Source organism: Paenibacillus sp. 1781tsa1 (assembly GCF_024159265.1).
GTDB lineage: Bacteria > Bacillota > Bacilli > Paenibacillales > Paenibacillaceae > Paenibacillus.
Genome location: NZ_JAMYWY010000001.1, coordinates 1,824,440 through 1,844,180 on the forward strand (window position 1 = coordinate 1,824,440; position 19,741 = coordinate 1,844,180).

Annotated in this window: 30 protein-coding genes; 29 read left to right on the forward strand and 1 reads right to left on the reverse strand. The window is 42.1% G+C overall.

Going from position 1 to position 19,741, the window contains the following annotated elements; genetic code table 11:
* Positions 1-26: 26 nt before the first annotated feature.
* The 29 genes from NKT06_RS08160 to NKT06_RS08300 all read left to right on the forward strand — a co-directional run bounded on the left by NKT06_RS08160 (position 27) and on the right by NKT06_RS08300 (position 18,283).
* Positions 27-425, forward strand: a complete 399-nt coding sequence (locus NKT06_RS08160; RefSeq protein ID WP_253432403.1) for a hypothetical protein — start codon at positions 27-29, stop codon at positions 423-425.
* Positions 426-465: 40 nt separating this feature from the next.
* Entirely contained in the window at positions 466-849 is a 384-nt protein-coding gene (locus NKT06_RS08165) for a hypothetical protein (RefSeq protein ID WP_253432406.1), read from the forward strand.
* Positions 850-1,091: 242 nt separating this feature from the next.
* Entirely contained in the window at positions 1,092-1,574 is a 483-nt protein-coding gene (locus tag NKT06_RS08170) for a hypothetical protein (RefSeq protein ID WP_253432409.1), read from the forward strand.
* A gap of 123 nt (positions 1,575-1,697) precedes the next feature.
* Positions 1,698-1,901 carry a hypothetical protein gene (locus NKT06_RS08175; protein ID WP_253432412.1) on the forward strand — a complete coding sequence of 68 codons (204 nt, stop codon included), beginning with the start codon at positions 1,698-1,700 and terminating at the stop codon, positions 1,899-1,901.
* Between the two features lie 201 nt (positions 1,902-2,102).
* Complete coding sequence (locus NKT06_RS08180) at positions 2,103-2,450, forward strand: hypothetical protein (protein WP_253432415.1); 348 nt, start codon at positions 2,103-2,105, stop codon at positions 2,448-2,450.
* Between the two features lie 239 nt (positions 2,451-2,689).
* On the forward strand, positions 2,690-3,199 hold the full coding sequence (locus NKT06_RS08185) for a hypothetical protein (RefSeq protein WP_253432417.1): 510 nt from the start codon (positions 2,690-2,692) through the stop codon (positions 3,197-3,199).
* Positions 3,200-3,267: 68 nt separating this feature from the next.
* Complete coding sequence (locus NKT06_RS08190) at positions 3,268-4,107, forward strand: adenylyl-sulfate kinase (RefSeq protein WP_253432420.1); 840 nt, start codon at positions 3,268-3,270, stop codon at positions 4,105-4,107.
* Positions 4,108-4,316: 209 nt separating this feature from the next.
* Entirely contained in the window at positions 4,317-4,502 is a 186-nt protein-coding gene (locus NKT06_RS08195; RefSeq protein ID WP_253432423.1) for a hypothetical protein, read from the forward strand.
* Positions 4,503-4,555: 53 nt separating this feature from the next.
* Positions 4,556-5,122: a phosphoglycerate mutase family protein gene (locus tag NKT06_RS08200; protein WP_253432427.1), complete on the forward strand. Its 567-nt coding sequence runs from the start codon at positions 4,556-4,558 to the stop codon at positions 5,120-5,122.
* A 184-nt stretch (positions 5,123-5,306) separates the two neighbouring features.
* Positions 5,307-5,819 carry a nucleoside deaminase gene (locus tag NKT06_RS08205; protein WP_253432431.1) on the forward strand — a complete coding sequence of 171 codons (513 nt, stop codon included), beginning with the start codon at positions 5,307-5,309 and terminating at the stop codon, positions 5,817-5,819.
* The gene (locus NKT06_RS08210) at positions 5,816-6,190 is read left to right on the forward strand and encodes a hypothetical protein (RefSeq protein WP_253432435.1); all 375 of its coding nucleotides are present in this window, start codon (positions 5,816-5,818) and stop codon (positions 6,188-6,190) included. The genes NKT06_RS08205 and NKT06_RS08210 overlap by 4 nt, the downstream gene beginning before the upstream one ends.
* A gap of 330 nt (positions 6,191-6,520) precedes the next feature.
* Positions 6,521-6,772, forward strand: a complete 252-nt coding sequence (locus tag NKT06_RS08215; RefSeq protein WP_253442446.1) for a GNAT family N-acetyltransferase — start codon at positions 6,521-6,523, stop codon at positions 6,770-6,772.
* Between the two features lie 20 nt (positions 6,773-6,792).
* The gene (locus NKT06_RS08220) at positions 6,793-7,458 is read left to right on the forward strand and encodes a Type 1 glutamine amidotransferase-like domain-containing protein (RefSeq protein WP_253432437.1); all 666 of its coding nucleotides are present in this window, start codon (positions 6,793-6,795) and stop codon (positions 7,456-7,458) included.
* Positions 7,451-8,344, forward strand: a complete 894-nt coding sequence (locus NKT06_RS08225) for a PhzF family phenazine biosynthesis protein (RefSeq protein ID WP_253432439.1) — start codon at positions 7,451-7,453, stop codon at positions 8,342-8,344. Before NKT06_RS08220 ends, NKT06_RS08225 begins: the two co-directional genes overlap by 8 nt.
* A gap of 76 nt (positions 8,345-8,420) precedes the next feature.
* On the forward strand, positions 8,421-9,011 hold the full coding sequence (locus NKT06_RS08230; RefSeq protein WP_253432441.1) for an HD domain-containing protein: 591 nt from the start codon (positions 8,421-8,423) through the stop codon (positions 9,009-9,011).
* 39 nt (positions 9,012-9,050) lie between these two features.
* A complete protein-coding gene (locus tag NKT06_RS08235; RefSeq protein ID WP_253432444.1) occupies positions 9,051-9,383 on the forward strand; it encodes an HIT domain-containing protein in 333 nt (110 codons plus the stop codon).
* Positions 9,384-9,560: 177 nt separating this feature from the next.
* A complete protein-coding gene (locus tag NKT06_RS08240; RefSeq protein ID WP_253432446.1) occupies positions 9,561-9,704 on the forward strand; it encodes a hypothetical protein in 144 nt (47 codons plus the stop codon).
* 107 nt (positions 9,705-9,811) lie between these two features.
* The gene (locus tag NKT06_RS08245) at positions 9,812-10,135 is read left to right on the forward strand and encodes a hypothetical protein (RefSeq protein WP_253432448.1); all 324 of its coding nucleotides are present in this window, start codon (positions 9,812-9,814) and stop codon (positions 10,133-10,135) included.
* Between the two features lie 21 nt (positions 10,136-10,156).
* On the forward strand, positions 10,157-10,591 hold the full coding sequence (locus NKT06_RS08250) for a hypothetical protein (protein ID WP_253432450.1): 435 nt from the start codon (positions 10,157-10,159) through the stop codon (positions 10,589-10,591).
* Between the two features lie 134 nt (positions 10,592-10,725).
* Complete coding sequence (locus NKT06_RS08255; RefSeq protein WP_253432453.1) at positions 10,726-11,406, forward strand: zinc dependent phospholipase C family protein; 681 nt, start codon at positions 10,726-10,728, stop codon at positions 11,404-11,406.
* 104 nt (positions 11,407-11,510) lie between these two features.
* On the forward strand, positions 11,511-11,933 hold the full coding sequence (locus NKT06_RS08260) for a YhfM domain-containing protein (RefSeq protein WP_253432456.1): 423 nt from the start codon (positions 11,511-11,513) through the stop codon (positions 11,931-11,933).
* Between the two features lie 27 nt (positions 11,934-11,960).
* Positions 11,961-12,527 carry a GNAT family N-acetyltransferase gene (locus tag NKT06_RS08265; protein WP_253432459.1) on the forward strand — a complete coding sequence of 189 codons (567 nt, stop codon included), beginning with the start codon at positions 11,961-11,963 and terminating at the stop codon, positions 12,525-12,527.
* A 154-nt stretch (positions 12,528-12,681) separates the two neighbouring features.
* Entirely contained in the window at positions 12,682-13,179 is a 498-nt protein-coding gene (locus NKT06_RS08270; RefSeq protein WP_253432463.1) for a PH domain-containing protein, read from the forward strand.
* Entirely contained in the window at positions 13,176-14,744 is a 1,569-nt protein-coding gene (locus NKT06_RS08275; RefSeq protein ID WP_253432466.1) for a PH domain-containing protein, read from the forward strand. Before NKT06_RS08270 ends, NKT06_RS08275 begins: the two co-directional genes overlap by 4 nt.
* Positions 14,745-14,819: 75 nt before the next feature.
* Complete coding sequence (locus tag NKT06_RS08280; RefSeq protein WP_253432471.1) at positions 14,820-15,596, forward strand: Cof-type HAD-IIB family hydrolase; 777 nt, start codon at positions 14,820-14,822, stop codon at positions 15,594-15,596.
* 111 nt (positions 15,597-15,707) lie between these two features.
* Complete coding sequence (locus tag NKT06_RS08285) at positions 15,708-15,878, forward strand: YHYH domain-containing protein (protein ID WP_094030640.1); 171 nt, start codon at positions 15,708-15,710, stop codon at positions 15,876-15,878.
* A 265-nt stretch (positions 15,879-16,143) separates the two neighbouring features.
* The gene (locus NKT06_RS08290) at positions 16,144-16,806 is read left to right on the forward strand and encodes an HAD family hydrolase (RefSeq protein WP_253432474.1); all 663 of its coding nucleotides are present in this window, start codon (positions 16,144-16,146) and stop codon (positions 16,804-16,806) included.
* Positions 16,807-17,100: 294 nt separating this feature from the next.
* Positions 17,101-17,625, forward strand: a complete 525-nt coding sequence (locus NKT06_RS08295) for an NUDIX domain-containing protein (protein ID WP_253432478.1) — start codon at positions 17,101-17,103, stop codon at positions 17,623-17,625.
* Complete coding sequence (locus NKT06_RS08300; protein ID WP_253432482.1) at positions 17,615-18,283, forward strand: DUF3298 and DUF4163 domain-containing protein; 669 nt, start codon at positions 17,615-17,617, stop codon at positions 18,281-18,283. Before NKT06_RS08295 ends, NKT06_RS08300 begins: the two co-directional genes overlap by 11 nt.
* Positions 18,284-18,394: 111 nt before the next feature.
* Here NKT06_RS08300 and NKT06_RS08305 read toward each other — a convergent pair whose 3' ends face one another.
* Entirely contained in the window at positions 18,395-19,555 is a 1,161-nt protein-coding gene (locus NKT06_RS08305; protein WP_253432485.1) for a glycosyltransferase family 4 protein, read from the reverse strand.
* Positions 19,556-19,741: the final 186 nt, after the last annotated feature.

Sequence of the window (19,741 nt, forward strand, 5' to 3'; positions counted from 1 at the left end):
TTCTCAAGTAGGCAGGGAGTGCACGTATGAACGAGGAAGAACTGTTGCAGCTGTACGGATTGGAACCTTATGAGGTTAACCGGAAGGATATCCGGCAGCTGCTTCACCAAGAGATAGAGAATCGAAACTTAGAGGATAACGAAGTTCTGAAACTATTGTGCATTATGTTGTTCTGTATCGGAAATGTAGAGGACACCACGCTGATCTGGCAGGCCAAACAGAAAAATCAGGATACAAGCAGTTATATTGATGTGCAGTTATTATGTGGTGCAGGGTATGAGGAGACATTGTTTTACCTGGAAAATATGGATGGGGAACAGGCGCATGAGGAGTTACTGTACCTTAGACAGTGCGAGCCGTATGATTTTGTTAATTTTTCCAAAGTGGAATGGGTCTCGGACTATAAAAGATATTACGGTGTTTGAGGATACACGAGTTAACGGACATATTGGAAGGAGAGGGAGTATGCCAAGTTTGCATGACAACATCATATTAAGTTACGAAGTAGATTTAGAGAACGGAAGAATCAAGATGCGTACTCGTTCAAGTCATGATGTGCCGAAAAATATGGATGTTTTATTCTCTGGTGTTATGGCCCATTCGTTTGATACACCGCTGCATGGCAGCATTATTTTCGATCTGGATGAGAGGGATCTAAAGCATTTTATCCCATATAATCGCGAGTTATTGGAATCGGGGAAAGGCCAAGGCTGGCCTGTCAGTTATGAGTCCTATGACGAATTGCAAATCCGGCTAATCAAGGAGAAATACAAGTACATGGTGATCTCATCCTCGTATGGATTGAGTGGTTGGGTTCTGGCGAAGAGCGTAGAGATTCAGTGCAATTGAGACTTAACCCATTAAGAAATAGGATATTTCCAATAAGTATGTCAGTGAAAACTTAGAATTTTGGTGTTTTCAATGTATTTGGAAGATAAGTTGGCCGTGAGTCCTCATTAGGACGACTTATGATAATTAAATTTAGACAGCCTGCAAGTAATTGGCTGAACTAACTGGCAGGTTAGTTTAATGAAAAGGGAATAATATACCTCATATAGAGTACTTTATCTTTAAAAAGGGAGGGGAACACATTGCATAGTATGATGAACAAGAGACAATTTATTGAGATGACAGTTAAAGAACAATATTCTGTAGTATTTAAAGTTAATAATCGAGATGAATTTTTCCGTGGTGTTGCTAAAGAATTAAAGGAAGACCGCCTATTTGTTGAAACAGAAGAAGGTAAAAACTTTAAAGTTAAAATGGATGATATCATTGAGATTTATGCTATCAAGTCTTCATCTCCAGGGCATAGTGCTATCCAATCCCATAGTTTGATTAAAGGTAGCAAGGATGACCTTGAAAACCTTGTACTCCAGTTTGAAAGTTTAAATGACGATGTAAAGAAACAAATTACCTCTTCTTTATCAAAAGTGCTTAGTAAGCATGTGATCATTTCGAAAATGGATATAACTTCATACAATGTATCTGAAATTGAAATGATTACTAATACGATAAATGGATATCTACTCACTATTAAAACACTGGATATTCGTTCCGAATTTTTCGAATGATACAACCAAAAGACTTTTTTTGGGAAAGGGCTAGATCACAATTGAGAATAGCTTAAGGGAGGGGAAATTATAAACGCTAAAATAGCAGGTCCGGAACTGTCGAAAATCCTGAGAGGTGAGTATGTGAAAGAAGTAATTAAAAATGTTCTATTAGGTACTGTAGTTTTTGTTGTTGGCTTTTCCATTATTATTCTTCTTACAAGCTCCGATATTGAAGCTGAACATACATATTATGCTGCCATAGCATATGCTCTTTTATACTTAGCCAGTGTTATATCTGTCTGCACCGCGGTTCTCCTTAAAAAGATGACTCAATTAAAAAAGTGAAATTATTCTTCAACTAACGGGAAACGTTAGTGAAAGAGTCAATGAGCAGTCTGTAGTATTGTAGACGGTTCATATTTCGTGAGTTATCCATTTGTTTTTGAAGATATCGAGATCATAATGAAGTGCTCATCACGTATTGGAAGCATAATTTTACCAAATGGAAAACTTATGGGTTAAGTCGCAAGAAACGGGGGGAATTCGATGAGGCGTAAATATTCACAGCGAGGCGTAAAGAGGGGCGCAGGACTAAGAACGGCCATGGTTGTATTTGTTGTTCTGCTCGTTATTCTAGTCATGACCAATCCAAACGAAGAGAAATTTGTTGCATGGCTCGCAAGTGAATATGATATCCATTCTTCGTATAATGTAAGTGAAGGCAGGATGTTCACGCAGACGATTGACGGTGAGGAAAAGATACTTCACTATAAAGGTGGACATATACGCCATATGGGAATCTTTTCAACGTATAGTTATCTTTTCTCGGATCATGAAGAAAAAGAAATCCAGATTGAAGCGGTCGGCATAATGAATATGCTATGGAATCGATAGGTAGATTGACTATGGACAGTTAAAAAAGTTAGGAAAAAGTTCTGCTGATATCCACGCTCTATGCATGATGTAACTTGTGCAGAGAAGCGTGTTTTTGGCGTGAGATGCCTTATACGTTGGAATGGCTAATTTCGTTCGTTCGCAAATCCCACATTATGGGTTATGATGTACCTTGAAAGAAAATTTTACATAGATAGGAAGTATTCTTATGTAGACGATTGGTGATTGGAGGACGGAATATGAAAAAGTTAACCCTAGTTTCATTATTATTTCTACTTCTGGTTGCATGTCAGAACAAGGGAAACACTGACGATGCACAGCAATCAATAGACTCCTCACCCTTAAATGTCACAGAAAAAGAGACACAACAGAATGAAGGAATATCGACATCCCAAGAGAAGGAAGAAATCCCACCAGTGTATCTCGATGAAACAAACTATACCGGGGACCAATTGGAAATTGTCAAACTTATGAATGCACGTATGCGTTATTTATACGAAAGTGACGAAAAGGGGTATAAGAATCTGTTTGATCCACAGTCTCCTATATCGGGCATGGGAAGATACAAAATTCGAAAGATTACTTCCATAAGCGATATTGTCATTCAAGAGCAGAAGAAACTCTTCCAGGTAGCTGTAACGATTACTGAACTAAGAGAGAACGATAAGGAATATATCAATACGATGGTGTTTTGGAAAAAGAAACAAGATGGCGATTTTGCGCAATGGGTTATTGCAGATATTGATTAATAACATCGTCTCTGACACATGGAAGATCTATATCTTCACATTCACACAACGTAAAGGATGATGTAATAATGGCTAGACGCTTAGTGCTTATTGAAGGATTACCTGGTTCAGGCAAGTCAACAATTGCCAAAATGGTATCCGAAATTTTGATAGAAAAGGGCAAGGAGGTACAACTATTTCAAGAAGGCAACCTGGATCACCCTGCTGATTACGAAGGTGTGGCTTACTATGATGCTGGAGACTTCGAGTCCTTATTGAAAACGCATGAAGAATACAGAGAGATTCTGGAAAGCCATGCCACTGCTCATGATCAAGGATACCTGATTCCTTATCGTAAGATGAGAGAACAATGGGGAATAGAGCTTCCCGATCACGTTGTACAGGATATTTTCAGCCGAGATATTTACGAAATTCCTTTTGAGCAAAATGTGAAGCTGATCACCGAGAAGTGGCAAGATTTCACCCAGAACGTGTTAAGCACGAAGGATGACTGCATCACGATATTTGAGTGTTGTTTTATCCAGAATCCACTAACCATGGGTCTAGTAAAGTGCAATCAATCCAAAGAGAAGAATGTGCAGTATGTATTGGAACTGGGTCGTATCATTCATGCTCTGAATCCGCTTCTCATCTATATCGACCAGAAGAATATATCCTATACCTTTGATAAGGCAGTTCGTGAAAGACCGAAGGAATGGTCAGAAGGTTTTATTAACTATTATACGAATCAGGGTTTTGGGCAAGCGCAGGGTTATCATGGTTTTCAGGGTACGGTACAAGTTTTACAGGAAAGAAAGAAGCTGGAGTCCGAAATCTATGGCTTACTTCAGATGGATAAGGAATGGCTGGATAACTCGGATTATGACCTGGAGGTTTGTAGACGCAAACTGGAAAAAATTCTGGAGTAACCTTACGAAGCTAAGAACATCGAGAGCAGGTGAACAAAACAACATGAAAAAAACGTTATTTGAGCTTGTAAATGAAGTCGAAGATGAAGTGACCTTTGTGGCTTTCCTGCAACAATTTTGAAACGAAGGCGGAAGCAGTTCGGTTTGCAGAACAGGTCAGAACATATATGAAAACTGCTCAGCATAATACATAACGGAGGTTTATTGGCATGATTTTGTTGGAAGTAGCATTGATAGTTGTAACAGCTTTATTGTTAGGGATTGGTGCAAAAAGTAAAAGGAAACTTTTGCTTAAATGGGGTATAGCCAGTTTGATTTTATTGCTCGGACTCGTTATTTTTTCATTCATCACGGGATTTATAGATGGAGTGTCCGATGGATGGTCAGCAAGATGAGTATTTAGAGAACAAAAATATATTGGTGGAGCATCTTCAGGAATAGAGGGCTTATGAACGTTACATTTATTCGTCATGGTCACGGTGAACACTTGTTAGATTATCCTAACCAATTAAATTGCCTGCATCCTGGTCTCACTGAATTGGGAAAGAGTCAGGTTATAGCATTGCGTAAACAAGTGAATTTTTCTCCTGAAGACACCATCTTGGTTAGTCCAACGAAACGTACTATCGAAACAGCATGCTTGCTTGCCCCAACCAGCAATCTTATGTTCAGCCCGTTGGTTGGCCCAAGAATGTTTCCTCAGAATCCGGAGTTTGTTCCTTTCGTCTGCGATCAGATCTATTCCAAGGAAGAACTCAGCCATCAGTACACTGACATAAAAATGATTGAGTTGGGTTTGGATTGTTGGGAAGAAAGTATTAATCAGATGGATGCATGTCGATTCAAGATATTAGCTGAACAGCTTCTGGAATGGTGCAGGCAACAGAGTGGAAACACGTTTGTCATTTCCCATGATGGCACGATTACTAACTACAGGATGTTGCTCGGAGAACAAGGGTTAAGCAAAAGTGATTTTCTTGGTGAGGCCGGGCAGTACACAATGAGGAACGTTTAACGATTGAAGGAGATCCCATCATGACTTATTTTCCTAATATAGAGACTGAACGATTGCACTTTCGAGAGTTAACCATTGCGGAACGAAGGTTGTGTATGAACATTTCGCTGAACCGGATGTAACCCGGTTTATGTAAAAGGAATCTGTTTGTAAGTGACTATAACTGTGCTTAGGGGGTTCTTTAATGAAGTTATCGGATTATGAATATTTAACTTTGGCTATGGAAGAAGCAGAGCAATCGCTTATTGAAGGAACGTATCCGATTGGTGCGATAATCGTGGATGTGGATGGAAATGTCGTGAGTAAAGGCAGGAACAGGGTCTACTCTACGTGCGATCCCACCGCACATGCTGAAGTGGATGCCATTCGTCGAGCAGGAAAACATTTGCTGGATGTAGAGAAGAAGAGATACACGAAGAACGATCTGACACTGTATACTACCTGTGAACCTTGTCCTATGTGTTCTTGTACCATACTAATGTCTGGTATTAAAAAGATTGTATGGGCAGCGGATGATGAAGAGTACGGAGGGCTTCGACGGTTCAAGGAAGGACCTCATTTTATCCATATGTTTGATACGCTATCCTGTGTTGCAGCACCATACCTTGATCTGGAAAACAGACAGAGAGCCTTACTCGCCAAATGGAATATTAGTAGAGGAGTGCTTCATACAGAGTGGGAGATTCCAAAACAATGAAATCTGTAACGTTCTCTATCCTGTTATCCAGTGTCGTTTTGGGTATCTCCTTTATCATTGGCTGTATAATTTTAACCACTCATGAGAGAAATAGTGAACTGACTCATGCAGTAGGACAAGAAGTACCTAACGATAAAGTATTATTGACGATGCAAGAAACTGCAGAGTATCTGAGTATGACTGAAGAACAGGTAATGAGTATTATTAAGGCAGAGCAAGGGAGTTTCACGGTGGCAGGTTTCTTTGATGGAAGAATGTTTCCGTTCATTAAGGTTCAGGATAAATTTTTTGTGAGTAGGGTTGAGTTGGACTTGTGGGTTCAGGAAGCATCTGCAAATCACAGAAGATATATTAACGGGCAGATGCAGTAGTCTATGGAATGGTGGCATAATCCTAAGGAGATGAATTCACATGGAATTCGTGGGACAGAAAATTAAAATAACTACAGTTACAGAACAAGACCTCAACTTCATGGGTCAACTTGAATGTGACACAAGCATATGGAGTTTTGAGGAAACTGTTGAAACGGATGAGGAAAAGGCCCGTGAGAAATATCGCAGCCATTTTGCTGTCGCAGATGAGAAACCGTATGCTTATGATTTCGTTATACGGCGCATGAATGATCCAGAGGATACACCCATTGTATCGTTCAGTTGTGGAGTTACGTGGATCACCGAAAAAGCTGGGAACTTGGATACGCTGTGCTTTCTGAATATGCAGGTAGAGGATACGGGAGTGAAGCTACCCGACTTTTGCTACAATTTGCATTCCAAGAGTTACAAGCTCATAAGGTCATTGGCATGTGCAATTCACAAAACGTTCGCTCAGCCGCACTGATGCAACATGTGGGTATGACACGGGAGGCCGTCTTCCAGGAAGAACTATGGTGGAACAATCAATGGACAGACCAGTATTTTTACTCGATTTTGGATAGAGAGTTTAAGCCAGTTTGACATGTACGGGAGGAAATAAGATGACTACGTTGATTCTGCTAAGTGATTTGGTCTTCGAATCTAACGATAAATTGAATCAGAAAATACGAAGCTTATTCCACAGTGAACAGCCTTCCATCGGATATATTCCTTCATGTTCCGACCCGCAGCGAAGGTATTTTGAACACACTAGACGTTACTATAATCAAATAGGAATAGATAATATTCAATATTATGATCTTGATCTGGAGTACGAAGAGAGCGCATTTGGCTCTATTTTCGAGTGTGATGCAATTCATCTATCCGGCGGAAATACGTTTAATTTTCTAAGTTTATTACAAAAGAGAAATGTGCTTGGTTTGCTGCGTTCCTATGTGAAGAGTGGCGGCATGCTGATCGGGGTCAGCGCAGGCAGTATTCTGACGACACCTACGATAGAGATAGCCGGGTATGGGGAAGATGCAGATGAAAACAAAGTAGATCTGAAAGATATGAAAGCACTGGGACTCGTTGATTTTGAGTTTGCACCGCATTGGGATGGTTCAGAACATACCCTAAATGCACTAAGAGAATATACGCATGTTAACTGTACAGCGGTCTATGCGTGCCAAGATGGTGGCGGGCTTGTAGTTGATGGTGAAAGAGTAGAGTTACATGGAAATGTGCGTCTCGTAGATTACAGAGAAAGTGGGTCAAGTGATGAGTAATATCAAGGTCTATCATTATGATGCTTTCTCTACAGTTCCCGGTCAAGGTAACCCCGCAGGAGTGGTTTTTGATGCGGATCATTTCAGTGAGACAGCAATGCAGCAGATCGCTTATCAAGTTGGTTTTAATGAGACGGTATTTGTGTTGAACTCGGAAGTAGCTGACGTCAAATTACGTTATTTTACGCCGGGTCATGAGATTAATCTGTGTGGACATGCCACAATGGCATCACTGTATGGGTTGAAGACGCGTGGTATGTTGGGTGACCAAGAGTTAATCACGATTGAAACCAATGTAGGTATATTACCCATACGATTTGAGCGCAATGCCGACTCTATTTACATGGAAATGAAACAGGATCAACCGCAATTTATACCGTTCCAGGGGGATATCGAGAAGCTGGTAAGCGCCATAAACCTCACTCTGGAAGATGTTGACCTTTCTACGCCAATCGTTTATGGAAGTACGGGAGCCTGGACATTATTAATCCCCATTCGTGAACTAAGCTCTTTTATGAAAATGAAACCGGATTCTTACCTGTTCCCAGGAATTCTAATTGAGAATCCCAAGGCTTCCCTACATCCCTTTTGTTTCGAAACTCGTGATTCTGATGCGATGATGCATGCCAGACATTTTTCATCACCTTACTCAGGTACGACGGAAGATCCAGTGACTGGAACAGCTTCCGGGGTTATGGGTGCCTATTATTTAACCTATGTGAAACCGGAGATTGATGAGGTACAGTTTGTGGTAGAGCAAGGGCATGAGATTGGAAGAGATGGAAAGGTTCAAGTGAGCGTGATTCGGGGTGGTGAGGATATGGATGTCAAAATGAAGGGTACAGCTGTTTTTGTGTGTGAACTGAATGTTGAATTGGATACATGATTTATACATAAAGAGCCTTATTTCTGGAGTATGCGGAATATATGTTAAATGAGATCCATATGAAGGAGGATATGCTGTGAGCGAATCATTACAGGATCAGATTCAATTTCTCATTGAGATTGATAAACTCAAAACGATTGAACGAAAGACGAGAATTATGCATGGTGATAGACTTGAAAATGATGCGGAGCATTCTTGGCATCTGGCGATGATGGCTTTGGTTTTACAGAGTCATGCCAACACGGATGTGGATATGCTCAAAGTCATTAAGATGCTTCTCGTTCATGATCTGGTCGAAATTGATGCAGGAGATACTTTTGCCTACGATACGGTAGGGAATACGGATAAATATGATCGTGAACTCAAAGCGGCTCATCGATTGTTTGGAATGTTGCCTAAGGAACAGGCTGAAGAACTACTCCAGTTATGGTTGGAGTTTGAAGAAAAGCAGACGTCTGAAGCACAGTTTGCCTCATCTCTCGATCGATTGCAGCCTATTATCCACAACCATCAGAATGAGGGAGATACATGGCAGAAATATAACATTACAAGTGATCAGGTGTTAAACAGAAACCGTGAGATTGCGAACGGTTCCGAGACATTGTGGGAGTATGCGCAGCAGCTTATTCAGAAATCCGTGGACCAGGGAATCTTGACCAAATCATAAGGACACGTTTTAACGTACGCACTTTGAAGAAGGGGGAGTATGATGACGCAGGACTTTTATTGTGATGAGGTGCTGAGTGGTAAAACACAAGTTAAAGTTGTCATGGAAACCAATAACGTTATGGCTTATCATCACACTCGGCCATACTACAAGCACCACATTGTTGTAATTCCCAAGATACATATTCAGTCCTTCATTTCAGAAGAGGAAGAGAATAATGATGAGCTGCTTATTGAAATGATGCGGGTCATTAAAAAAGTAGCTGCTGACATGTTAGCTCAGACAGGCTCATCGAAGATTGTAACTAACTTGGGCAGCTATCAGGACTCGAAGCATCAACATTGGCATATAGTCAGTGGTGAACGAACTTAGAAAAATGTATGCCGGATTATAAAACTTCCACCTTTCGCATACGGATGTGGAAGTTTTTTTGGTTTTGAATCAATAAGCACACCCAGTAACCTTTACATCCACCAAAAAGTTAACTGAGGAAAAATATGCTAGAATAGGTAATGGTAATTTAATAGGTTCATAGGAGGAATAACAATTATGATTACAATAATTCTAATGTTGATTAATGTGTTGTTATATGGACTCGGTGTGTATGCGCTGATCCTATTTATTAAGCTGGCCCGGCGTGGGATTCAGGCACTGGATATCTACCTGTATGAGAAGCGCGGCGAACGGTTCTAACGTTCACTATCTCATACTCGAACAGAATTATCATTTTTCTCTCAGTGTTTTATCTTTCCTAATCTAGTATGATTAACGCATCATTCCAGTAAAGAGAGGTTCATGACATGGATGCTTTTTTAGAGCAAATTAACGAGTTAAACGAGCTTCAGAAAGATTTGGTCAGCATACATCCTTTGTTTGCAGAACATTATCCAGTAGTTGTAGCCTATGAAGCTTTATTATATATCTATGATTATTCCTCTAAGACGCAGCAATATGAGTGGGTAAAGACGGTGCCGGACGATTTATATATTCCAGATGAATGCCTTGCAGCAATGCCTGTGTATCATATGAACGGACGAATGTGTGCGATTGTAACGGACGCAGCGTTCAAAGATCTGGAGCAGAAAGTCTATCTGTTCCACGAATATGTTCATTGCTATGTGTAAGAGAAATATGATGAGCGGATCGTGAATCGTCTCCAGATTAAACATAAAATGACGGAATTGAAGCGTGTGACATGGGAACTGGATTATGAATTTCCATATGAAGATGAAATTGTTGTGGAGCGGATTAACTCTTTGTTGACTGCTTTGAAAAGTAAAGACCTGACACAAGTACACACGGCTAGAAAGGCGTTGTTCACTTCATTAAATGAAGAGCAAGCCGAGTACTGGAGCTGGTTGGAGTGGAACGAGGGTTACGCGCGTTATATTGAGAATCTGATTCGGGCAAAATTTGGACAGGAAAGCAATCATATGGGAGACACAGCCCCATTTAACCGCTTGATGTTCTATGAGTGTGGGTCGGAATATATTAGTCTGCTAGTGAAGGAGCATCCGGAGTACCATACGGATCTGGAGCAATTGTTTGATCGAATGCAATTGGAGAGAACACAGGGTTAATTACGCAATTACGATGAAAAAAGGTGGAACATAGCGGAGGTTTACTATTTAAGTAATATGTACGTTGCAGCAGTAGGTTATATCATTTTTCTAAGTATAGTAGAATACTTCCCGACAAAAAGGAGATCAACTCTATGCCGTTACCAATGGTTCATCTCAATATCGCTAATCGAATTGCAGACTCGCTGCAAATGCAGGCTGATCGAAATTCATTCTATCTGGGGAATATCGCCCCGGATTCCATACATATGCGTGAAGGCACAACTAGAGAGGATAAGGAGTACACCCATTTCAACCCGACAGATGAAGGAGATTACGTCGGAGGACTGAAGGGACTCTACTTAACTTATATGCAACAACGTACAGATGAAGGATGGAAGTGGTTTGTTCGTGGGTACTTTATACATGTGATGACAGACTATTACTGGTTCCGGAGCGTGCATCCTGAATTCGTAGAACGGGTCAATAAGGCAGACTTGTCCTTAGGTACGAGTAAATCCAAGGAAGAACTGGCGCGTTTATATTACCAGGAGACGGATCAGATCGACTTTAATCTCTATCAAGGTACAAGTTGGAGCGAAGAAGTGTGGCAGATGCTCAACAGTTCACCAGGTTATGACATGACGGATCGCTTAACTGCTGATGAGATTGTACGCTGGAGGGACCACACATTTTCTTTTCTGAATGGGGAAGAACCTGGAATTACTCCTGAGTTCATTACGGGGGAGAAGATCCGAGTATTTGTGGAAGAGACCGTACAGCGATTGATCGCTTTGTTGTCTTCATGGGACCCGGCGTTACGTAACTGGATATGACTACGAACGTTAGTTAGTGCAGCTGAGTCATTAGATGCTGTATTTATTACTTCTCTGTTCATCAGTACTTGTCTATTTAACACGAAGTCAGGGGGGCACGCAGTATGGTGAGATATGCAGGAGTGTTGTTAATAGTCGTCATTGCCACGTTCATTGTAGGGTGCAACAAACCGAATGAATCGAACGCGAAAGAAGGGCTTCCTGTACTGATCACTTTAACGTGTAATCCAAACCTCACTTTGGAACCATGCCAAGATGTTAAGTTTGATCGATCTGACGAGATTCGGATTATGATGGAGGCCATACATAAGGCTGTGCGTTTGCCGGGCATTCTCGATTATGGTACAGAGTACGTCATGAGCATAACAAATGCGGACAGCTCGATAACACGGTATGATTTTTCATTAGGAATGGATCCCAAGATGCAAGGCCTGTTAGTAAACCAGGAAGACTCGCATACTGGATATAGCATTCCTCTTGAGGATTCGAATCAACTAAGAAGACTGATTCAGCGACGTACAGATTAAGAAGGTAGATGGAACGGAGAAGAACCTGTGGATGACAAAATTACCATTGAACCTTTGACGCAATCAGATGCAGATGGAGTGTATCAGGTGTTCGAGACAACGATTCCCGCAGCATTTGATCAGGAGGGAATAGGCTCTCTTCTGGATGATATTCAGGATGAAATAACACACAAAAAAACGATGGTTCACAAGGCATTACAAGCAAAGGACAATATAGATGCAAGTGTATTTTTCCTTGTCGCCAAAAGGGGAGATGTTATTGTAGGCACAATCTCGTATGGACCTTGTGGTGAGGAGATTCGAGAATGTACAGAGGGCCGGCTGAATGATATCGGAGAACTGGGTAGCCTGTATGTGTTGCCCGATGCTCAAGGTCAGGGGATTGGTTCGGCACTCATTCTCGCACTGGTTACTGAACTGCAACGGCTGGGAATTCAGCAATTTTGCCTGGACAGTGGTTATCGAATCGCACAGAAGAAGTGGCAACGCAAATTCGGTGAACCCTATGTGGTGGCGAACAACTACTGGGGCGAAGGAACAGATCATATGGTGTGGCTGTGTGAAGTACAGGATTTTATAGAGGGTGTTCAATAAGCCCGCTTTTGATTACAAATAAAGAGATGACGACCTGTACTTTACAGGGGTCATCTCTTTTACTAAGTGAATCTTTCTGCATCGATCGTGGACGATTATTCGTACAGTGTATTATGTATGTTTTTAAGTATCTGAAGGAAAAAGGAGTGAACATATGTCATTACAGTGGAAACCACCCGAGCAACGGCTATCCCCTCAAGCGGTAAAGCTGTGGAGAATTAGCGCCATCCTAACGAATATAATAGGTATCCTGATCCTTGCCGTACTGTTAATACTTGACTCCATCTATGGATGGAAGACGTGGGTCGGTTGGATCCTGTGGGGTGTTACGGCCATATCGGTGCTCTATGCAGTGTGGGATATTTTCATCCAGCCTGCATGGTTATACAAGCATTGGTACTATGAGGTGAATGAGGAGTTCCTGCAATTGAAGCGTGGGGCGCTAACCAAGGTACATCAGATTATTCCCATGGCGAAAGTACAATCGGTTACAACAAATCAGGGACCCTTGATGCGAAAATATGGGCTCTATTCCGTATCGGTTGGCACGATGGGGTCATCGCATGAGATCCCGGCATTGCCAGAGGAAGTCGCGCTTGCACTCCGTCATCAGATTGCATCCTATGCACGGATTAATGAGGTGGACGAATGATCGATATGAAGCGACATCATCCATTATCCATGCTGTGGAGTCTGTGGAAACTGGTGAAGAATTCGTTTGCGATCATCTTGTTTTTGTTTGTCTTCCGCCAGGGTTCAGAGTCCCAATGGCTCTACTATGGAAGAATCACCTTTTATGCAGGTATGTCCATTGGTCTTATTTCGATGATCTGGAAGTGGTTTACTTCTCGTTATACAGCAGACGTTAAGGCCTTTCACATCTACAGTGGTGTGTTCAACCGTACTCGAAGAACGATACCGTATACCAAGGTCCAGAACGTGAATCGCCACACGACTCTATTTCACCGTCTGTTCAACGTGACATCGATCCGATTCGAGACCGGGATTAAGGGAGAAGATGCTACCTTTCAGTTACACGTTGTTTCACTTTCCGAAGCAGAACAGTTGGAGAAGCTTGTAGCGGGTTATATGGCAGAAGATGCAGAAGCAGAAACAGTAGAAGCAACAGAGGAACATGTTACGTTGGATGCAGTTCAAGCTATGGAAGAGGGAGAGGCGCAATCCGAACCTTTTATAACGGATGAAGTCATGTCTCTACCTGCAAAAGAAAAACAGGAACGGGTTGTTCATTATCATTCTACCCGCAAGGACATATTCAAAGCATCCTTTACCTCGCTCAGCTTTCTCGTATTGATTCCAGTCCTGGGTACACTTTATTCCTGGGTGAAAGATTTCTTCCCCGATGAAGAAGTAACGGAAAGTTTATTCTTAACCTGGCTTGATTCCTGGTGGATTGCCGGTTTGATGATTTTGGTTTTATTGATCATATCCATCGCTCTGGGGATTGTCAGAACCTTTGTGAAGTATGGAAACTTCCAGATCACCTCGGATGCCAAGCGGATCTATATCTCGAAGGGCATGATGGAACAAACGTCATTTTCAATCTTGAAAGAACGAGTTCAGGCTGTGAAAATTACACAGTCTCCGATGAAAAGGTTGCTTGGACTAGCGGAAGTAGAACTGACCACTGCAGGTAGTCTGGGGGAATCTGAGCAGGAAGTGAATTCGCTCTATCCCTTCTTGCCGGTGAAGCAAGCCTATACCATGATTGAAGAGATACTACCATCCTATCAGGTGACGCAGGAGATGGAAAAACTTCCGAGAATATCACTATGGCTGCGTCTGCTCAAACCAAGCTGGGGATGGATCATGATTACGGGTGTATTGTGGTATTTCAAACCATTTGTTTTTGGGCAGAAGCATGCCTGGTGGATGATTTCGGCGATTCTGCTCGTGTGGATTGCAACAAGCAGAGTGATGGAATTTTTCCATACCAGATACACTTTACATCAAAATTTCATTCAACTTCGGACTGGGGCGCTCACTTCAACACTCTTTATCTCCAAACGCGAGAAAGTTATCGAAGTACAGATCACCCGGAACGTGTTACAGCGCTGGTTCGGTGTTGCTTCCATTCATACGGTAAACCGTGCCAAACCTGTACTGCATCATCGTGCACATGACATTCCCCTGGATACAGCGGAATCATTTCAATTATGGTACATGGGACGTACCCAAGATGTTCAGACCCGTTAATCGCAAGAGCGAGTGCAGGAAGACCACATCAGGTTATTCTGTACTTGCTCTTTTTATTAGAGGAGGAAGGATATTTTGATGAAAGCTGTATTCTTTGATGTGGATGGTACATTGCTGAGCGAAATAGATCGGAGTTTATCACCGCGTACTGCAGAGTCGATCCGGGAATTGATTCATAAAGGCGTTCAAGTCGTACTTGTCACAGGCCGGCCCTATAACTTATGCGAAGAATTCAAAAATCTCGGAATCGAGACGATCATTTCGGCTAATGGGGCATTGATCAAAGCAGGTAATGAGGTGATACATAAGTCTGTACTTTCTGCACAGATGGTAAGAGTATTCAGTGAGTTTGCCGAGTTGCATAGGCACAGTATTTCATATTTTACAGAGTCTTTTGAGACGAACGGGTTGTGTACAGCAGATGGTCGTGTTACTGAGGCCTTAAGAGATACGCTTGGACTTATGGATTCTCCGCAGAAAATCAGCACGTTGGAACAGGATGTATACTGCATTTGTTTATATGCGGATGAAACGGAGACGGAGAAATTCCAATCCAGATTTCCTTCTTTACGATTCGTGAGATTCCATCCGTATGTAGTGAATGTGCTGGAAGCAAGCGAAGTCAGCAAATCGATAGCCGCAGAGAAAGTCCTTGATTACCTGAAGATATCTAGAGAGGATACAATGGCCTTTGGCGATGGGGAGAATGATGTGGATCTGCTAACGTATGCGGGAATCGGAATTGCGATGGGAAATGGCGGAGAACGAATTAAACAAAGCGCAGATTATGTTACTCTACGGGCAAGTGAAGATGGCATCACCCATGCGCTGGAGCAATTTAAGGTTATATGAGGATTCTCACATAAAATAAAGATGAAGGATATCCCAATTGTGGATTTTCATGTAGAATGATATGGCACGTATTAAGCCCTAAAGCATAGGGTGTAGATCGAAGGGTGACTTATGAAAAAGGTTGTTATCGTAATCCTGTCTCTTGTTGTACTTGTTGGTGTATCCTCTTCCGCTTATGCTCATCCAGGCAGACTGGATAAGAACGGTGGACATAACTGTTCTGCCAAATCCAAGCAAAAGGGTCTGTGCACGGGTTATCACTATCATAAAAAGAAAAAATAACTGGTGCTTCTTTCATTAAAGCTGTTTTTGCACTGAGGTAGTTATAAGTTCAACTAAACATCACACGATAACGGAGAGGGCAGACATAACTTGAAAAAGTGAAGCTAAAAGCTTTCTGAAAGAAAGCTACTTCGGAAGCATACACCTCGCCTTTATCCCCGGATTTTTCCTTTATAAAAAGGAATCAAAAAAATCTGGGGGTAACAGCGATTGGAAGGTTATTCTGTCATCGGAGTGTCAGTGTCATAAAACTGGGGGAAGAGGAATGAATCATATTAAAGCTGTTATTTTTGATTTGGACAATACAATTCTAAACAGAACGATGACCTTTGACGGATTCACGCAACGTTTAATGAACACTTATTTTGGTCATCTTGAATCAACTGAAGAGATAAGCAAGCGAATTATTGAACTAGACCAGGATGGTTATAAGGACAAACGCCTCCTGTTCAACGAATTGTTGCACGAATTGCCTTGGGCAGAGCATCCGCCACATGCAGAACTGATGGAGTTCTATGGCAGAGAGTATGTGCAAAGTTCAGTTCTGATGGAACAGGCGCGAGAAGTCGTTCATCATCTGCGGGGGAAATATCAAACCGGTTTAATTACCAATGGGCAGACCGATATTCAGTATGGAAAAATCGATCAACTCGGTATCCGGGAGGATTACGACCATATTATTGTTTCAGAAGAGGCTGGAGTCAAAAAGCCCGACCCACGCATATTTCAGCTTGCGCTCGATCATTTCGGTCTAAGCCCAGAGCAATGCATCTACATTGGCGATCATCCCGTAAACGATATTGAAGGAGCGGCAAGCGTAGGCATGAGCACCATCTGGATGAAGGTCAACCAGCCGTGGCAGGACAGGATTACGACTAGTCCTTTACATACGATTGAGCATCTAAGTGAGCTAAAGGAATTGCTGTAGAAGGCGGTTATATAAATTGAATATAACATTTACACAAAACGTAGAGGACAGAAATAACCTGAAGAAGCGGAGCTAAAAGCTTTCTGAAAGAAAGCTACTTCGGAAGCATAAACCTCGCCTTTATCCCCGGATTTACCCTTTAGGAAAGGAATCAAAAAATCTGGGGATAACAGCGATCGGAAGGTTGTTCTGTCATCGGAGTGGCTAGTGTAAATATTTTTTTGTTCAGTTTAAATAGATAAAGACTCCTATAATCACAGTCTGGAAAGCGAGGAACATATGGAGATTAGACAGATGGCTACAGCGTTTTTGAAGAATGGCTCAGACGTGCTGATGATGAAGAAGGCGGGTAGCAGATTGTTTGATTTTGAATTTTGGGGTGGCATCGGCGGGCATCTGGAACAAGGGGAACTGAACGCACCCATGACCGCCAGCTATCGGGAGATTGAAGAAGAGACCGGGTTCAAGCAAGCGGATATCGAACACTTTCGGCTTCGATATATGCTGTTGGAGGTTAACGGTGGTGAGATTTGGCAGCAGTTTGTATATTTCGGAGAGACGAAACATCGACATTTTGTGCCCTCCGATGAAGGAGAGTTATTCTGGATACCAATGGATGAGGTGCTGGACTTACATTCGTCTATTCTAATTAAAGCAACGCTCAGGCACTATTTACAACATCCGGGAGCAGAAGACATCTGGATTGGCAACGTTCAAGGCGGAACAGACTTAAAGGGCACTCCACAGGTCATATGGAACAGAATGCAGGAAGCGAAATCATTTGAGCCAAAGGGGGTTATCGATAATATTGAAAGATAGAACTGGAAGAAAAAAATGGAGATGGATAAATTACCTGTTGATCACTGTACTGATTGCTATCATTCTTCCGAGTAGTCATGTAGAGGCAGACAGCACGATTACAGTGAAAACGAAGGTCCAATATTACAAAGGACAGCCATACATACATCTAACAGGTGGAAAGAAATCTGTGACGGATAAGTTGAACAAGACGTTTAAACTCCACGCAGTGAAAGCAGCTCGCCTGGACAAAGAAGAAAAGCAATCAAACAAAGCTTATTTCTACACTACCATGGCCAGTGTAAAATACAATGCAAAAGAAAAGTTGTCTGTAGTATATGAAGATCATGTATACACTGGCGGAGCACATGGAATGGATGCGACAACATCATATAACTATGATTTAAGAACAGGGAAAGAACTGAAGCTAAGCGAGTATGTTAAAGATGATATTCAGATGGAGAAGGTAGAGAAATCAATCTCCAACAGTCTATTAGCCATGTATAATGCAGGAGTTTCTATTTTTGAAGAGAATATTTATGATTTTCAGCTTGATCAAACATCTGAATTCTTTTTGTATGACAAAGGGATCGTCATCCGATTCTATCCTTATGAGGTTGCACCCTACGCTAAAGGATTTGTAGATATCAAAGTCCCATACACTAAATTCAACCAATAGATATATGCAATAAAAGACATGATCCAGTTCAATGAGATCATGTCTTTTTATGTCAATATCGTAATATCAACACATAATATGTTTTTGACGAATGAAGCCTTTACGACCAGATCAGGCTGTAATAATTCGATCTTTCGTTTGTCTGTTCCGATGTTCTATCGCTTCCTCATAGTCCCTGATCAGTGTATCAAAAATATGCTCCCACGACCGCTGCTCAGCCAGCTTTCTGCCTTCCAGTCCCATCATCCTCAATTGGTTCACGTGATTTTCCCAGAGACATATCTCCCGAATCAGTGCATCAGCATGACCTGGCTCGAACAACACACCATTGCGGTGGTGGGATACCAGATCCTTTACACCTCCGGCATTGGCCGCCACTACAGGAAGCCCTGAAGCCATTGCTTCCAATACCACATTGCCAAATGTCTCCGTAGAGGAAGGAAACACAAACAGATCTGCCGAAGCATACATAACAGCAAGTTCTTCGCCATGCATATAGCCTGTAAAGGTGACATTGGGTGGGGTTTGCAGACGCATTTTGGGGAGAGATGGGCCGTCGCCAACGATAATCCAGTGTACACGGGACTGCATATCCTGGGGCAACTGCTGCATGGTAGTCGAGAGTGTAGCGATATCTTTTTCCGGGGCAATGCGACCAACGTAGAGTAAAATAAGGGGAGCGGTGATGTGGTATCGTTCACGGATATCCGAGCTGCGTTTATCAGGGGAGTACAGGTTGCAATCAATTCCGCGAGACCAGAGCTTCAGACGCTGAATGCCTTGGACTTGAAGGGTGTTTAACGTCTCCTGTGATGGAGCCAGGGTTGCATCACAGGCACGGTGGAACCATTGGATATATTTCCAATAGAGAGGAATCATACTTTTCAACCGGTAATATTCGAGATAACGATCGAAGTGGGTATGATAGGAGACAACATGCGGAAGATGATGTTTGAGCGCATACCTCAGACCAAGCAGCCCCATATTAAAAGGCGTGGCGATATGCAGCAGATCGGGTTGAAAGGTTTGCAGCTGCTTGTGAGTGCTAGCTCTGTTGGGTAGAGCAATGCGGCATTCGGGATACAGAAAAAAGGGAATGTTGGCAACCGATCTGACTTGAGTCTCATGGCTTCCTTCAATGATGGAGTTCGGAGTAAACAACAGATGTTCAATTCTTCTGCGGTTCAGATGGTTACTCAAGCGGTGGAGCGTGCCAGCAACACCATTGGTTTCCGGAAGATAGGTGTCTGTGAACAAGGCCAGGCGCATCATTACCCCTCCCAAGACTCGTGATGCCAAGATCATAACAGCGGAACATTTTCCCGAGGTCAAGTGCATGTTAACTTGACGATATTCCCTGTAAATTGGATAACAGGATAGACAATACTAACTACTATAAGTTCAACTTGTATAGCGTATTCTGCTATGATGTAATAACGTGTCGGCGTATGTAGATAG

What these genes read in the sequence shown, in the direction of transcription:
- NKT06_RS08240 (WP_253432446.1), top strand. Translation starts at nt 9,561, where the DNA reads ATGATTACAATAATTCTAATGTTGATTAATGTGTTGTTATATGGACTC.
- NKT06_RS08285 (WP_094030640.1), top strand. Translation starts at nt 15,708, where the DNA reads ATGAAAAAGGTTGTTATCGTAATCCTGTCTCTTGTTGTACTTGTTGGT.
- NKT06_RS08270 (WP_253432463.1), top strand. Translation starts at nt 12,682, where the DNA reads ATGTCATTACAGTGGAAACCACCCGAGCAACGGCTATCCCCTCAAGCG.
- NKT06_RS08235 (WP_253432444.1), top strand. Translation starts at nt 9,051, where the DNA reads ATGATGACGCAGGACTTTTATTGTGATGAGGTGCTGAGTGGTAAAACA.
- NKT06_RS08225 (WP_253432439.1), top strand. Translation starts at nt 7,451, where the DNA reads ATGAGTAATATCAAGGTCTATCATTATGATGCTTTCTCTACAGTTCCC.
- NKT06_RS08190 (WP_253432420.1), top strand. Translation starts at nt 3,268, where the DNA reads ATGGCTAGACGCTTAGTGCTTATTGAAGGATTACCTGGTTCAGGCAAG.
- NKT06_RS08245 (WP_253432448.1), top strand. Translation starts at nt 9,812, where the DNA reads ATGGATGCTTTTTTAGAGCAAATTAACGAGTTAAACGAGCTTCAGAAA.
- NKT06_RS08205 (WP_253432431.1), top strand. Translation starts at nt 5,307, where the DNA reads ATGAAGTTATCGGATTATGAATATTTAACTTTGGCTATGGAAGAAGCA.
- NKT06_RS08180 (WP_253432415.1), top strand. Translation starts at nt 2,103, where the DNA reads ATGAGGCGTAAATATTCACAGCGAGGCGTAAAGAGGGGCGCAGGACTA.
- NKT06_RS08195 (WP_253432423.1), top strand. Translation starts at nt 4,317, where the DNA reads ATGATTTTGTTGGAAGTAGCATTGATAGTTGTAACAGCTTTATTGTTA.
- NKT06_RS08305 (WP_253432485.1), bottom strand. Translation starts at nt 19,555, where the DNA reads ATGATGCGCCTGGCCTTGTTCACAGACACCTATCTTCCGGAAACCAAT.
- NKT06_RS08260 (WP_253432456.1), top strand. Translation starts at nt 11,511, where the DNA reads ATGGTGAGATATGCAGGAGTGTTGTTAATAGTCGTCATTGCCACGTTC.
- NKT06_RS08290 (WP_253432474.1), top strand. Translation starts at nt 16,144, where the DNA reads ATGAATCATATTAAAGCTGTTATTTTTGATTTGGACAATACAATTCTA.
- NKT06_RS08220 (WP_253432437.1), top strand. Translation starts at nt 6,793, where the DNA reads ATGACTACGTTGATTCTGCTAAGTGATTTGGTCTTCGAATCTAACGAT.
- NKT06_RS08295 (WP_253432478.1), top strand. Translation starts at nt 17,101, where the DNA reads ATGGCTACAGCGTTTTTGAAGAATGGCTCAGACGTGCTGATGATGAAG.
- NKT06_RS08210 (WP_253432435.1), top strand. Translation starts at nt 5,816, where the DNA reads ATGAAATCTGTAACGTTCTCTATCCTGTTATCCAGTGTCGTTTTGGGT.
- NKT06_RS08275 (WP_253432466.1), top strand. Translation starts at nt 13,176, where the DNA reads ATGATCGATATGAAGCGACATCATCCATTATCCATGCTGTGGAGTCTG.
- NKT06_RS08160 (WP_253432403.1), top strand. Translation starts at nt 27, where the DNA reads ATGAACGAGGAAGAACTGTTGCAGCTGTACGGATTGGAACCTTATGAG.
- NKT06_RS08200 (WP_253432427.1), top strand. Translation starts at nt 4,556, where the DNA reads ATGAACGTTACATTTATTCGTCATGGTCACGGTGAACACTTGTTAGAT.
- NKT06_RS08255 (WP_253432453.1), top strand. Translation starts at nt 10,726, where the DNA reads ATGCCGTTACCAATGGTTCATCTCAATATCGCTAATCGAATTGCAGAC.
- NKT06_RS08165 (WP_253432406.1), top strand. Translation starts at nt 466, where the DNA reads ATGCCAAGTTTGCATGACAACATCATATTAAGTTACGAAGTAGATTTA.
- NKT06_RS08185 (WP_253432417.1), top strand. Translation starts at nt 2,690, where the DNA reads ATGAAAAAGTTAACCCTAGTTTCATTATTATTTCTACTTCTGGTTGCA.